At 69.3% G+C, this 13,444-nt stretch carries 13 protein-coding genes; 2 read left to right on the top strand and 11 right to left on the bottom strand.

The window, feature by feature from the left end; genetic code table 11:
* From HW578_RS04880 to HW578_RS04860, 5 genes are all read right to left on the bottom strand, one after another.
* A partial coding sequence (locus HW578_RS04880; protein WP_198369421.1) for a DUF6384 family protein occupies positions 1 to 533 on the bottom strand: 533 nt, incomplete at its 3' end.
* Positions 526 to 1,716, bottom strand: coding sequence for a hypothetical protein (locus HW578_RS04875; RefSeq protein WP_198369420.1), 1,191 nt, complete (start codon positions 1,714 to 1,716; stop codon positions 526 to 528). The genes HW578_RS04875 and HW578_RS04880, both read right to left, overlap by 8 nt.
* Positions 1,717 to 1,824: 108 nt before the next feature.
* Entirely contained in the window at positions 1,825 to 2,907 is a 1,083-nt protein-coding gene (locus tag HW578_RS04870) for an Ldh family oxidoreductase (protein WP_198369419.1), read from the bottom strand.
* Positions 2,908 to 2,911: 4 nt separating this feature from the next.
* Positions 2,912 to 3,697 carry a fumarylacetoacetate hydrolase family protein gene (locus HW578_RS04865; RefSeq protein WP_198369418.1) on the bottom strand — a complete coding sequence of 262 codons (786 nt, stop codon included), beginning with the start codon at positions 3,695 to 3,697 and terminating at the stop codon, positions 2,912 to 2,914.
* Positions 3,697 to 4,596: a TauD/TfdA dioxygenase family protein gene (locus HW578_RS04860; RefSeq protein ID WP_198369417.1), complete on the bottom strand. Its 900-nt coding sequence runs from the start codon at positions 4,594 to 4,596 to the stop codon at positions 3,697 to 3,699. The genes HW578_RS04865 and HW578_RS04860 overlap by 1 nt, the downstream gene beginning before the upstream one ends.
* 222 nt (positions 4,597 to 4,818) lie before the next feature.
* Between HW578_RS04860 and HW578_RS04855 the strand changes: the two genes are divergently transcribed.
* Positions 4,819 to 5,187 (top strand): DUF1932 domain-containing protein, encoded by a 369-nt coding sequence (locus tag HW578_RS04855; protein ID WP_198369416.1) that lies wholly within the window; start codon positions 4,819 to 4,821, stop codon positions 5,185 to 5,187.
* Complete coding sequence (locus tag HW578_RS04850) at positions 5,184 to 7,016, top strand: ABC transporter ATP-binding protein/permease (RefSeq protein ID WP_198369415.1); 1,833 nt, start codon at positions 5,184 to 5,186, stop codon at positions 7,014 to 7,016. The genes HW578_RS04855 and HW578_RS04850 overlap by 4 nt, the downstream gene beginning before the upstream one ends.
* Here HW578_RS04850 and HW578_RS04845 read toward each other — a convergent pair whose 3' ends face one another.
* The 6 genes from HW578_RS04845 to HW578_RS04820 all read right to left on the bottom strand — a co-directional run bounded on the left by HW578_RS04845 (position 7,017) and on the right by HW578_RS04820 (position 13,379).
* Positions 7,017 to 8,096 (bottom strand): malate/lactate/ureidoglycolate dehydrogenase, encoded by a 1,080-nt coding sequence (locus tag HW578_RS04845; RefSeq protein WP_198369414.1) that lies wholly within the window; start codon positions 8,094 to 8,096, stop codon positions 7,017 to 7,019.
* 126 nt (positions 8,097 to 8,222) lie between these two features.
* On the bottom strand, positions 8,223 to 8,981 hold the full coding sequence (locus HW578_RS04840) for an SDR family oxidoreductase (RefSeq protein WP_198369413.1): 759 nt from the start codon (positions 8,979 to 8,981) through the stop codon (positions 8,223 to 8,225).
* Positions 8,982 to 10,082, bottom strand: coding sequence for an ABC transporter ATP-binding protein (locus HW578_RS04835; protein WP_198369412.1), 1,101 nt, complete (start codon positions 10,080 to 10,082; stop codon positions 8,982 to 8,984).
* 6 nt (positions 10,083 to 10,088) lie between these two features.
* Positions 10,089 to 10,988, bottom strand: a complete 900-nt coding sequence (locus HW578_RS04830; protein ID WP_198369411.1) for a carbohydrate ABC transporter permease — start codon at positions 10,986 to 10,988, stop codon at positions 10,089 to 10,091.
* The gene (locus HW578_RS04825; RefSeq protein ID WP_198369410.1) at positions 10,988 to 11,920 is read right to left on the bottom strand and encodes a carbohydrate ABC transporter permease; all 933 of its coding nucleotides are present in this window, start codon (positions 11,918 to 11,920) and stop codon (positions 10,988 to 10,990) included. Before HW578_RS04825 ends, HW578_RS04830 begins: the two co-directional genes overlap by 1 nt.
* A gap of 97 nt (positions 11,921 to 12,017) precedes the next feature.
* The gene (locus tag HW578_RS04820) at positions 12,018 to 13,379 is read right to left on the bottom strand and encodes an ABC transporter substrate-binding protein (protein ID WP_198369409.1); all 1,362 of its coding nucleotides are present in this window, start codon (positions 13,377 to 13,379) and stop codon (positions 12,018 to 12,020) included.
* Positions 13,380 to 13,444: the final 65 nt, after the last annotated feature.

The following is a 13,444-nucleotide window of genomic DNA, read 5'->3' as shown; positions in this document are numbered from 1 at the left end:
CCGGCGCGGGCAGCGGCCTCGCCCTCCGCGAGCAGCCGCGCGGCCTCGGCCCGCGGCGCGGCTTCCTGCGTGCCGGCGAGGACGCGGTCATGCTCGGCACGCAGCGCGCGCGGCAGTTCGGTTTGCAGCTCGCGGGCGATCGCGGCGGCTTCGCGCGCGCGCGGCGCGGAGACCGTGAAGTGATAGACGCCGAACGCAAGCACCAGCGCACCGAGCCCGGCCAGCGCGAAGCGCCCCCAGCGCGCACGCGTCGCCCAGGCGGTGGCCAGGCTGCGCTTCCAGCCCTCGCCCTTCGGGCTGTAGGCGAAGCGCTGCTGCTCCAGCGCCGCGATGCCGGCATCGAGAACGTGATCGGCGACCTCGATGCCTTGCGAGGCGTAGATCTCGCGCAGGCGTTCGCGCAGCCGGGCCTGGCGGCCGGGGCCTTCCAGTTCGCGCTCGACCAGGCGATCGGCGTGGCGGATCGTGTCCACCACGTCCATCGCCATCATGGTCTCGTCGAGCGCGGGCAGGGCCGCGCGCGTCTCAGCCATTCGTGGCGGCGACCGCGGTGGCGCGCTGCGCGAGCTTCGCCATGCGCTGCTTCGCGTCCTCGACCGAGCGGCGAATCTCCTCGCTGTTCTGCGTGGCGGCGGTGCGCATCTCGTCGATGATCTCGATCGAGCGTTCCTGGTAGTTCACCACGCTCTCGACCAGCTTCTTCACGGCATCGGCCTGGATGGTCGGGCCGTAGCCGGCGCGCAGGGCGGCTTCCTGCACCTTGCCGCCGATCTCGGCCAGCACCTCCAGCGACTGGTTCACGCCGGCCTTCATGCCCTCCAGCGTGCGGGTGCTCTCGTGCAGCCCGTGCATGCCGGTGAAGGAGGCGGTCAGCGCCGTCAGCACCGCCTCGTTGGTCGAGAAGAAGGAGACCGACTGCTGGTAGACGCGTTCCTTCGCGGTGGTGATCTGCACGAGCCGCGCCATGATCACTTCGGAGGTGTTGTAGGAGACGGTCAGGTTGTCCGCGAGGTCCTTGGCGATCTGGTACTTGCCGTCCTCGGCCTGCAGGTGGCGCAGCGCCTCGTCTCGCGCGAGCTCCAGCTTGGCGCGCTCGGCCGGCTCCATCGTGCCCGCGGCCTCGGCGGCCTTCACCGCATCGTCGGTCGCTGTCTTGGCAGCGGCGAGGCGCGCATCGGCCGACTTCAGCACCTCGAGCGCCAGCACCTCGGCCTGCTTCAGCGCGCCGCGGAAGTCGCGATAGGCTTCCAGGATGGCGTGCTCGCGGTCGATGTTCTCCTTGGTGTCCTTCGATACTTCCAGATAGGTGTCGCGGATCTTGTTGAAGCGCGATGCGATGTCGCCGCGCGTCGCCTTCTGCCAGATGTTGGACAGCCGCTCCATGGTGGAGATCTTGCCGTCCTCCATCTGCGCGACCATCCCGCGCGCGTCGTCGCGGATGGAGTTGAAGGCGTTGGTGATGGTCTGGTAGCGCTCACCCACTTCCATCGCCTTGATCTGCTCGCGAACCACCTCGTTGAAGTTGGAGGCCTGGTTGAGCACGCGCGCGATCAGCGTGACGCGGTCGGCGTCGACCTCCATGATCTTGGACAGCAGCCCGGTGATGGGGCTTTCCTCGGCATTCTGCGTCGGCATCGGCAGGCCGAGGTCGCGCAGCGCGCCCATCGCCTTGTCGAGGTAGCGCATGGGCTGCACGGTGACGGCGGTGTCGCTCATTCGGTCCAGTCTCCTGCCGGGGGTGGGGCCGCGGCCTTCATAGCGCGCCGGGCACCGTTTCGTCAGCGCAGATGTCGGTGCCGGCACCCGCCTGTTCAACCGGCCGCGTCAGCCGAGCAGGTAGTACGCCCCGGAGCGTTCGCAGATGCGGCGGATGAGCGCGGCCAGCGTCGCCGGGACCGGGATGCCCTCGCGCAGGCGGCGCTGGCGCTCGGCTTCCTCGGGGTCGCCGGCGACCAGCACGGGCTTCGCCGGGTCGGCCGCCGGTGTCGCGTGCAGCACGTCGATTACCGCATCGAGGTCGTCCTCGAATTCGCCGGGCGCGCGGAAGGCGGCAGGGTCGATCGCCATGAAGAAATGCCCGATGTCGTCCGGATCACCCGGCTTCTGCGTGCGGTTGCGGATCGGCGAGAAGGAGGACCCGACCAGCGTGCCACCGAGGATGTGCACCATCATGGCGAGACCGTAGCCCTTCGCACTCGCCATCTCCGCCGTGCCGCCGAGCGGCGAGAGCCCGCCATCCGGGCGGTTGAACACGATGTCGAAGCCCTGCTTCGGATCGGTGACGGGCTGGCCCTTCGCATCCAGCACCCAGCCGGCGGGAAGCTGCCGGTCGTTCAGGTCGTAGACCTTGACCTTGCCGGCGGCCGTCGTCGTCGTCGCCATGTCCAGGACAAAGGGCGGGTGGCGCCTCGCTGGCGCGGCGAAGGCGATCGGGTTGGTGCCGAGCACCGGGGCGGCGCCGCGCGTGGGCACCATCGTGACGCCGCGCGTGGCACTCGTGACCATGCCGATCGCCCCGCGCCGCGCCGCGATGCGCGCATAGACGCCCGCCGCGCCGAAATGGTGCGAGTTGCGCACGCCGACGATGCCGACCCCGGCCTCCTTGGCCTTGTCCACCGCCAGGTTCATCCCGAAGGCCGAGACCGGATGCCCCAGCCCCGCCCCACCATCGACCAGCGCGGTGCAGGCGTTCTGGCGTTCGATGCGCGGATGCGCCTGGAGGTTCAGCGAGCCGTCCTTCACGCGCTTCTCGTAGGTCATCAGCATCGAGATGCCGTGGCTGTCCACGCCGAGCAGGTCAGTCTCGATCATCGCCTCGACCGTGGTGGCGAGCAGGTCGGGCGCCATGCCCCAGGAGCGCAGGATGGCCTCGATCTGCGCGCGCACGCGTTCATGCGGGACGTTCACGGTCTCAGGCGCCTTCGCGGATGACGGGGTTGGTGAGGTGGCCGAGGCCGGTGATCTCGATGTCCACCACGTCGCCATGCCTGAGGTCGGGCGAGACGCCGTCCGTGCCCATCCAGATGATGTCGCCCGGATGCAGCGTCAGGTAGCGCGTCATGGTGGCGATGAACTTCGCCACGCCGAACAGCATGTGGTTGGTCGGGAAGCGCGTGCGGATTTCGCCGTTCAGCCGCACGATCGTCTCGGCGGCATCGAGGTCGAACTCCGTCTCGATCCAGGGGCCCATCGGCTTGAAGGTGTCGGTGTTCTTGGATCGCCAGAAGGTGCGGTCGGCCTTCTGCCAGGTGCGCTCGCTGACGTCGTTGCCGATGGTCCAGCCGAGCAGGCAGGAGAGCGCGTTCTCCTCCGTCAGATGCTTGGCCTTCCTGCCGACCACGGCGACGAGCTCGCCCTCATAGTGCACCTTCTCGGTCGCGTCGGCGGGGATGACGATGGTCTCGCCATGGGCGATCAGCGCATTCGCGGCGCGATAGCCCATGTCGGGCTTGGTCGGGATATTGGGCACCTCGCCGCGCTTCGCCGCACCCTCCTTGACGTGCTCCACGTAGTTCAGCCCGGCGCAGTAGAAGGTCGGCGGGATGACCGGCACCTCGATCCTCACGGCCGAGAGATCGTGGCGCCGCGACGTGGCCTCGTATCCCTTGAACGGATCGCCGGCGACCTCGGCGATGCGCTCGCCCTCCAGGATGCCGTAGGCGGTGCGGCCCTCGGCCGTGAAGCGGATCCAGCGCATCAGGCGGCCAGCGTCTGCTGGATGAAGCCCGGCTGGAACACCTTGTCCGCCATCACCTGGCAGCGCTTCATCAGCCGGTGCTCGTTCGGCCCGTAGTCGGGGACGGCGTTGTGCAGCGTGCCGATATTGTCCCAGATCAGCAGGTCGCCCTCGGTCCACTGGTGCGTGTGCAGGAAGCGCTCCTGCAGCTGGTGCTCGAACAGGGCTTCGAGCACGCGATCGCTCTCGGCCTCGTCCAGCTCGTTGATGCGCACCGCGTAGCCGGGGTTGCAGTAGAGCACCTTCCTCCCGGTGATCGGATGCGCGAGGAACACCGGATGCACCGCAGGCGGGCGCTTGGCGCGTTCCTCCGGCGTCAGCGGCTTGCGGTTGGCCGTGCCGCGCCCGACCATCATGTCCCAGAACTTGTTGAAGTCGTGCGTCGCGGTGGCGTTCTCGAGCCGCGCCTTCAGCGCCGGATCGAGTGCGTCATAGGCCGCATGCATGTTGGCGAAGATCGTGGAGCCCAGCACCTTGCCGTCGCGCCGCGGCACCTTGTGCGCGTTGAGCACGTTCACGAAGCCCATCGTGTCGCGATAGGACATGTCGGTGTGCCAGTCCTGCCCCGCATCGGCGAGGCCGATCGGCGTCCCGTCCTCGACGATGTTCGACAGGATGCCGACCTCGGGAACCTGCGGGTCCTGGAACCTGCCGGAGAGCGAGGTCTGGATGCTGCCGAAACGCCGCGAGAAATCCCGCAGCGCCGCCGGTTCCAGCAACTGGTTCGGGAAGCACAGCACCCCGTAGCGCCCGAGGGCGCGCAGGATGGTCGCGAAATCCGCGGCCTCCAGGGGGCGCGAGAGATCGATACCGGTCACGCTGGCGCCGAGCACGCCGCTGGTCGGACGGATGGTGGGCATCGCGTTCTCTCCCTTCCTGGCGCGCGGGACGGGGCGGCGCGCGCCAAACCGCCTGTCTCGGCGGCGTCCTGCGCACGACATCCCGATCCTTGGGGGTTCCAGGCTGCCGTCGCGAAACGCTACGCTGCGGCGCCGCGGCGGGCAAATCAGGGCGCGGGATTGGCGTCCGGCCCTGGCCGCGCCACCTTCCCCGAACCGACAGCGAGGCGTGGGCAGGGCAGCATGACGACACCGGCGGTGGCCATCCAGGCCCAGGGCGCGATGGGCGCGGGCATCGCGGCGCGGCTCACGACGCATGGCGCGACGGTCATGACCAGCCTCGATGGCCGAAGCGCGGCCGATGCGGCCGCCGCCAGCCAGCCCGCGCTCTCGGCCGGGTTCGCCCGCATGGTGCCATCCATGTACGGCAAGGCCTGTCGCCGGGCCGGCGAGATGCATGAGATGGCCGACTTCGCCCGCGAGGATCCGGGAGCGGCGGCGATCCGTGGCGGGACGGCGGCGCTGTACGCGCGCCTGGCCAGGCCCGGCGCGGCGAGGGAGATCGCCGCGCTGCGCGCCTTCCTCGGTGGCGGCATGCCGTCCCGCACATGAGCGACGCGCCGGATCATGCCGTCAGGCCCCGGTTCTTCCGCGACTTCCTGCGCCTAGCCGGCCCCTTCTGGCGGCACGGCCCGCAGCGCTGGCAGGCGCGCGGCTGGACGCTCGCGATGGCGGCGCTCGGCGTGGCGCAGGTGGCGCTGGCGATCCGATTGAACCTGTGGAACGCGGATTTCTTCGACGCGCTGGAACGGCGCTCGATGGAACGCTTCCTCACGCAGATCGGCGTCTTCGTGCTGATCGTCGCCGGCGCGGTGATCACGAATGCCTGCCACCTCGTGGCGCGGCGCCGTCTCAACATCGCCTGGCGCGCCTGGCTGACCCAGCGCGTCGTGGGCGACTGGATGCACGACGCGCGGCAATACCAGGTCGCGCAGATTCCCGGCGACCACGACAACCCGGACGGGCGCATCGCCGAGGACATCCGCATCGCCACGGAGTACGCGATCGACCTGGCGAACAGCCTGCTCTACGCGACCCTGCTGCTGGTCACCTTCGTCGGGCTGCTGTGGAACCTCTCGGGCCGGATCAGCGTGCTGGGCTACGATGTCCCGGGGCACATGGTCGCGCTCTCCTTCGCCTATGCCGCGGCGGGGTCGGTGGCGGCCTTCCTGCTCGGCCGCCCGCTGGTGCGCGCCACCGACCTGCGCCAGACGCGCGAGGCGGATTTCCGCTTCGGACTGGTCCGCGCGCGCGAGACCGCCGAGCCCATCGCGCTCGCGCGCGGCGAGGCGCGCGAGCGCGGGCGCATCGCCGCACTGTTCGACGGCATCCGCCCGGCCTGGGGTGAGCAGACCAAGGGCCTGTCGCGCCTGACCGGCTTCTCGGCGGGCTACCTCACGCTCGCCCCGGTCTTTCCGATCCTGGTGACGACGCCGCGCTACATCCAGGGCGCGATCTCGCTGGGCGGCCTGATGCAGATCGCGCAGGCCTTCCAGCAGGTGACAGCGGCGCTGTCCTGGCCGGTCGACAACCTGCAGCGCATCGCCGAATGGCGCGCCTCGGTCGAACGCGTGCTCGCCCTCGAGGAAGGGGTGCGCATCGTCGCGACGGAAGCGGCGCGAAGCGGCCCCGACACCATCGTGCTCGAGCGCGCGGCGGAGCGGGGCCTGGGTGCGCGGGGGCTTTGCGTGGCAGCGCCGGACGGCACCGCGCTGCTGTCGGACATCACGCTGCACGTGACACCCGGGGAGCGCGTGCTGGTCGATGGCGACCCCGAGACGGCGCAGGCGCTGTTCCGCGTGCTGGCCGGCATCTGGCCCTGGGGCCGTGGCATCGTCGACCTGCCGCCCGAGGCGGACCTCACCACGATCGGCGAGAAGCCGCACCTGCCCGAGGGCCGGCTGCACGATGCGCTCGCCTTTCCCGAACCCGCCGAGCGTTACCCGGCGGAGGCTGCCGCTGCCGCGCTGGCGGCCGCAGGGCTCGACGGGCTGGCCGAGCGGCTGGAGGAATCGGCGGACTGGGACCGCATCCTCGGCAGCGTCGAGTTGCAGCGCCTCGCGATCGCGCGCGCGCTGCTGCACCGGCCACGCTGGCTGCTGCTCGGCGACACCACGACGGCGCTGGAACCGGAGGAAGCCGATCGCGTGATCGACCTGCTGGCCACCGAATTGCCGGATGCCGCGATCCTCGTGCTCGGGCGCCATCCCGGCGCGGCGGAACGCTTCACCCGCCGCCTGACGCTGCGCCGCCTGCCGGGCGGCGAGGTGCTGCTGCACGAGATCCACGCCCGCCGCCAGGCGGCTACACAGCCGCGGCGCCGCCCACTGCCGCTGGTCGACTGGCTGCGCCGCGGCTACGAGCACCGCGACACGCGCTGATCAGGCGGGGCTTCTCACGCCGAGGCGCGTCGCGGTGGCCAGGATGTTCGACCAGGTCTCGTCGGGCAATGGCACGCCGTTCGCCGTGCGGTCGGCGCGGCGCTGCTGCTCGGGCTCGCCGGGCAGCAGCACCGGCGCCGCGGGATCGGCAGGACGGCAGGCGGAGATCCAGTCGGCATAGGCGAGCCCAATGCGCTCGAATTCCGCCTGCGTGCCGAAGTGCTTCGGCGAGAGAAAGACCGAGAGCATGCCGTTGGCGATCCGCCCGCGCCCGCTGACCGGGCCGGAGGTGCCGCCCGCGGTGAGGCAGCCCGCCAGCATCTCGCACATGAAGGCGAGGCCCGATCCCTTGTGCTCGCCGAAGGCGCGGATCGCCCCCTGCCCGTTCGCCGGGTTGCGCGGCCCGACCGCGTCATACGGGCCATAGAGCGTATGCGGGTCGGTCGAGAGCCGGCCATCGGGTTCGATCAGCGCGCCCTCGGGCAGCTTCTTGCCGCCGGAGGATGCCACCAGCACCTTGCCCTCGGCCACCAGCGAGGTCGCGAAATCCAGCACCAGCGGCTTGCCCGGCAGCGGCACGCCGATCGCGACGGGGTTGGTCGAGAAGCGCCGCTCGACGCCACCGAAGGGGGCGACCAGCACGCTGCCCGCGACATTCACGAAGTGGATGGAGATCAGCCCCGCCGCGATCGCCTGTTCCGCATAGTCGCCCACGCGCCCGATATGGCCGGCATTGCGCAGCGCCGTGATGCACACGCCGTCCTGCCGCGCGCGCGCGATGCCGAGCGCCACCGCCTGCGGTGCGACCGTCTGGCCGAAGCCCCACTTGCCGTCGAGCACGGCGAAGGACCCGCCGTCGGTGACGATCTCGGCCGTCTGGCCCTTCACGACATAGCCGGCTTCGAGCCATTCGACGTAGCGCGGCACGCGCACCACGCCATGGCTGTCGTGCCCGGCAAGGTTGGCACCGACCAGGTGGACCGCGATGCGGTTGGATTCCGCCGCATCGCAGCCGGCCGCGACGAACACATCGCGCACGAGGGTCGTGAGCGCATCGACGGGAATGTGGTGCATGTGCATGTGTGTGTCGCCGACCTCCGAGGTCAGTCCCCAATGGCCAGAAAAGGGAGGGCTTGTGATCCCTGCGGCGTCGCACGGCGACGTCGCGGGGTCCCGGTCCGGGGGAGTTCCCTCCCCCGACCTGTCCTACATCGCCGCGATCTTCTTCGCCTGCGGTGCCAGCAGCCGCATGTAGGTGGGTGTGACCAGCATCTCGGTGATGTTCGCGCGCGCCGGCATGGTGACGACGAACAGCGCCATGGCGGCGATGTCCTCGGGCTGCAGCAGGCGCTCGATCTCCTCGGCCGGCACGGGCTCCGGGCGATTCTTCAGGATGTCGGTGGCGACCTCGCCCGGGCAGATGCAGCAGGATCGGATGTTGTGGATGCCGTTCTCCTGGTTGATCGCCTGGGACAGCGCGACGAAGCCGTGCTTCGCCGCGGTGTAGCCGGGCCCCGAGAGGAAGGAGATGTTCTTGCCTGCCATCGAGGCGATCTGCACCAGGTGCCCGCCGCCGCGCGCGCGCATACCCGGCAGCACGGCGACCGAGGTCATGAAGGGCGCGGTGAGGTTGCCGTCGACGAGCGCGTGGATCGCCTCGGGTGTGAGCTGGTGCAGGTAGCGCCGGGGCAGGTTCACGCCGGCGTTGTTCACCAGGATGTCGGGTCCGCCGATCGTGGCCTCGACCTTCGCGAGCGCGGCGGCGACCTGGGCCTGGTCGGTCAGGTCGGCCGGCACGATCGCCGCGGCCCCGCCGAGCATCGCCGCCGTCTCCTCGAGCGGGCCGGTGCGCCGGCCGGTCAGTGCGACCTTCGCACCCTCGGCGGCGAAGGCGATGGCGATGGCGCGGCCGATGCCGCTGCCCGCCCCGGTGACCCAGGCGGACTTCCCTTCGAGGCGCTTCATTCAAATGACCTTGTCGGTGGTGGGGTCGATCAGATGCATCTGGTCCATGTGCGCGATCAGGCGCAGGGGCTGACCCACCTCGGCCGGCGTGGCGGGATCGAGCCGCGCCGTCAGCTCCGCGCCTTCCAGCTTGAAATGCGCGAGCGTCTCCATGCCCATCGGCTCGATGACCTCGGGCGTGAGGATCATCGGCGCCGGGTTCGTCTTGTCGGTCGGCTTGTCGTCGGTGAGGTGTTCGGGGCGGATGCCGAAGACGACATCCTTGCCGGCATAGGACCGGTAGCGCGCGGTGCGCGCCTCGGGAATGTCCACGCTCATGCCGCCGGGCAGGTGCAGGCGCAGCGCGCCGGAGGCTTCCTCGAGCCGCGCGGGGATGAAGTTCATCGCCGGGCTCCCGATGAAACCCGCGACGAAGCGCGTGGCGGGCGTGTGGTACAGCACCTGCGGCGGGCCCACCTGCTCGATCACGCCATGGTTCATCACCACCACGCGGTCGGCCAGCGTCATCGCCTCGACCTGGTCGTGTGTCACGTAGATGGTGGTGGTCTTGACGGTCTGGTGGACCTTCTTGATCTCGGTGCGCATCTGCACGCGCAGCTTGGCATCGAGGTTCGACAGCGGTTCGTCGAACAGGAAGACCTTGGGGTCGCGCACGATGGCGCGGCCCATCGCGACGCGCTGTCGCTGCCCGCCCGAGAGCGCCTTGGGCTTGCGTTCGAGCAACGGCGTGATGTCGAGGATGCGTGCGGCTTCCTTCACGCGCTTGTCGATCTCGGCCTTGGGGAACTTCCGCAGCGTCAGGCCGAAGGCCATGTTGTCGTAGACCGACATGTGCGGATAGAGCGCGTAGTTCTGGAACACCATCGCGATGTCGCGGTCGCGCGGCGGGATGTCGTTGACGACGGTGCCGCCGATCGCGATGTCCCCGCCCGTGATCTCCTCGAGCCCGGCGATCATGCGCAGCGTGGTCGACTTGCCGCAGCCCGACGGGCCGACCAGCACGACGAATTCATGGTCGGCGATCTCGAGGTCGATGCCCTTCACCGCCTGCACGCCACCCTCATAGGCCTTGACGACCTTGCGAAGCGAAACCTGCGCCATGCGAATTCAGCCCTTTGTCGCGCCGGCAGTCAGACCGGCGATATAGTAGTCCATGAGGAAGGCGTAGACGACCACCGGCGGCAATGCCGCCAGCAGCGCGCCCGCCATGAGCTGCCCCCACGCGAAGGTGTCGCCACGGATCAGCTGGCTGACCACGCCGATCGTCATCGGCATCTCGGAAGGCGAAGTGATGAACGCCGTGGGGTACACGAAGGCCGCCCAGGACACCGTGAAGGCAAAGATCGTCGCCGCGATGATGCCGGGCAGCGCCACGGGGATGAAGATGCGCGTGAGCATCTGCAGCCAGTTCGCGCCATCAATCAGCGCCGCCTCGTCCAACTCCTTCGGGATCGATGCGAAGTATCCGATCATGATCCAGGTGCAGAAAGGCACCGTCAGCGTCGGATAGACCAGCACCAGCCCCCACGCATTGTCGAGCAGCCCCAGCCCGCCGACGATCTGGTAGAGCGGGATGAACAGCAGCGTATCGGGCACCAGGTAGGTCAGGAACACGCCCGTGGCGAGGAACTGGCTGCCCCAGAACCGCATCCTCCCGAGCGCGAAGGCCGCCAGCACCGAGATCACCATCGAGAGGGTGACCACCGCGATCGTCACCTTCACGCTGTTCCAGAAGAAACCCCGGAACATCGCGTTGTTGATTAGCGCCCAGTAGTTCTCGAAGGTGGGGGACCGCACCCACCACGGATTGCCCGACAGGTCGGCGATCTCGGCACTGGTCTTGATGCTGGTCAGCAGCATGTAGGCAGGCGGCGCCAGCATGATGATCGCGGCAATCACCAGGGAGATGTAGGCGCTCCAGAGCGCCCAGCGCCGTTCGGCCCGCAGGCTGCCGGCCTTGTGGAATATCCCGCGCGGGTGCGTCTGCGCCGTGGTCGTCGTCGACATCACGCCTCCTCCCGGTTCCGCTTGTTGATGCCGCGCAGCACGAAGAAGGCGATCACGCCCAGGATCGGGAACATGAACAGGCTCACCGCCGCGCCGCGCGGGATGTTGCCGGCCAGGATGCCGACCTGGAAGGCATAAGACGCGAAGACATGCGTGAGGTCGCGCGGGCCGCCATTGGTCAGCACGCGCACGATGTCGTAGTTCGCGAAGGTGACGATGAGGCTGAACAGCACCGTGATGGAGATGATGTTGCGCATCATCGGCAGGGTGATGTAGCGCAGCCTCTGCCACGACGTGGCGCCGTCGATCGCCGCGGCCTCATAGAGCGCCTCCGGCACCGATTTCAGCGCCGCCAGGTACATGATCATGAAGAATGGCGCGCCGTACCAGACATTGACGATGATGACGCTGATGCGCGCCCACCACGGCTCGCCCAGCCACGGCACCGATGGAACCGCGAAGACGTTCAGCAGCCAGTTGATCGAGGAGTAGCTGGGGTCGAACATCCACCACCAGCCGAGCGTGGACAGCGCCGGCGGGATCACCCAGGGCACCAGCAGCATGCCGCGCCACTTGCGCTGCCCCTGGGTGGGGATGTGGTGCAGCATGTGCGCCAGCCAGAAGCCGATCAGCGCCTTCAGGATCACCGCGGTGACGGCAAAGAACACCGACTGGAAGATCACCATCCGGAAGCTGTCGGATTCGAGCAGGATCTCGAAATTCGTCAGCCCGATGAATTGCGTCATCCGGCGGTTCAGCATGGACAGGTAGATCGCGTAGCCCGCCGGCCAGGCGACCAGCCCGCCGATCACGAGGATCAGCGGCAGCGTCATCAGGAAGGCGACGGTCGAACGCCGGCGCGCGAAGCGCCTCAGCGACGACCCCGCCATCGGCGCGGGCGCGCCCTGCATCACCATGCTGCCGTCTGCCATGAGGATCGCTCCTGCGAAATCGCCCGCCGGCGAACGGCGGCGGGGGGCCACCCCGCCGCACAAGCCCCGCGCGCCGCACCCGGCGCGCGGGCGCGCGTCAGCCGCCGCGACGCATGTTGGTGATCTCGCGCTCGAGCCAGCCGAGCGCGGTCTCCATGTTCTCCCCACCCTGGGCGATGCGCGCGATCACCTGGGTGTTGAGCGCCCGGATGTACATCTGCTGCGCCAGCTCCGGCGGGGCGGGCGAGAAGGCGATGGCGTAGGTCGCCTGATGGTGGGGCTTGAGCGGGTAGTTGTAGATGGTGCCCACCGGCGGACCTTCGCGTTCCCAGACCGGGAAGTCGGCCATACTCAGGAAGGGCGGGATGTCGTAGCCCTGCGACATGGTCGAGCACAGCTCAGCGCTCTCGCGCTCCGAGATGAACTCGAGGAACGCCTTCGCCGCGGTCTTGTTGCGTCCGAAGGCCCAGATGCCCGTGACGTAGGGCAGGTAGGCGAGGAAGCGGCCGCGCGGGCCGGCCGGCATCGGAACCGTCCAGCAATTCTCGGCCACCTGCGGCGCGTCGCGCTTGGCCACCGCCCAGGCCGACGGGGGGTTGAAGATCAGAGCCGAGCGGCCGGAGATCAGCGCACGGTTGTTCGACGCATCATCCCAGGCCCAGACATCGTTCGGCAGGAAGCGCGACAGGCGCACCGCATAGTCGATCGCCTGGCGCAGTTCCTGGTTGCCGCGGATGGTCGGGTTGCCTCGCTCGTCGGTGACGCGCGCGCCATACGAAATGAACAGCGCGCCCACCCAGTCCACCGCATCCGTGAACTGGCCCATCGGCAGGCCGAAGGGGAAGCCAGCGGCGTGACACTTCTCGGCCGCCTGCAGGAAGGTGTCCCAGGTCCATTGGTCCGCGGTGGGGCCGCGCTGGCCGCTGGCGGGCCACATGGCGCGGATGTCGATGCCCGCATGCTGCTGCATCAGGTCGAAGCGCACGCAGGCAGGCTTGGTCTGGGTGCCCGCCGTGGCCGGCACGCCACGCCACGCGCCCTCCCGCTTGCCCAGGAACTCGGCGACCGGGTTGACGGCACCGTACTTCGCGATCAGGCGGCCCATCACGTCGTCGCAGGGCTCGAGCTGGCTCGCGTAGGTGCCCGGGTCCCAGGGCAGCAGCGAGATGCCGTCATGCCCGCTGCGCGACTGCGCCTGCGCGGCGATGGTCAGCTGCAGCTGGTTGCCGGTCGTGTTGATGAAGTCGAGCGTCATGTTGACGCGGTTGCGCTCGCCCCAGCGCTGGGCCAGCTGCTGCAGCGCGCCGTTCGCACCCGGCACCCAATGGTCCCAGAAGGCGAAGCGCAGGCTGCCCGCCGTTCCCTGCGCGTGGACCATCGGCGCACCGAGCGCCCCGGCCGCCGCAACCCCCGCCCCGCTGCGCATCACGCTGCGCCGGGTGATCCCGCTCTTGGACATGCTTTCCCTTCCGTTCTCTCCCCGGGGCGGACTTCGGTGCCGAGCCCGCTTCTCGGTCGCAGGAA

It is taken from the genome of Roseomonas rosulenta (assembly GCF_016106005.1).
In the GTDB taxonomy this organism is placed as follows: domain Bacteria; phylum Pseudomonadota; class Alphaproteobacteria; order Acetobacterales; family Acetobacteraceae; genus Neoroseomonas; species Neoroseomonas rosulenta.
This window is presented reverse-complemented; position numbering and strand designations above follow the sequence as displayed.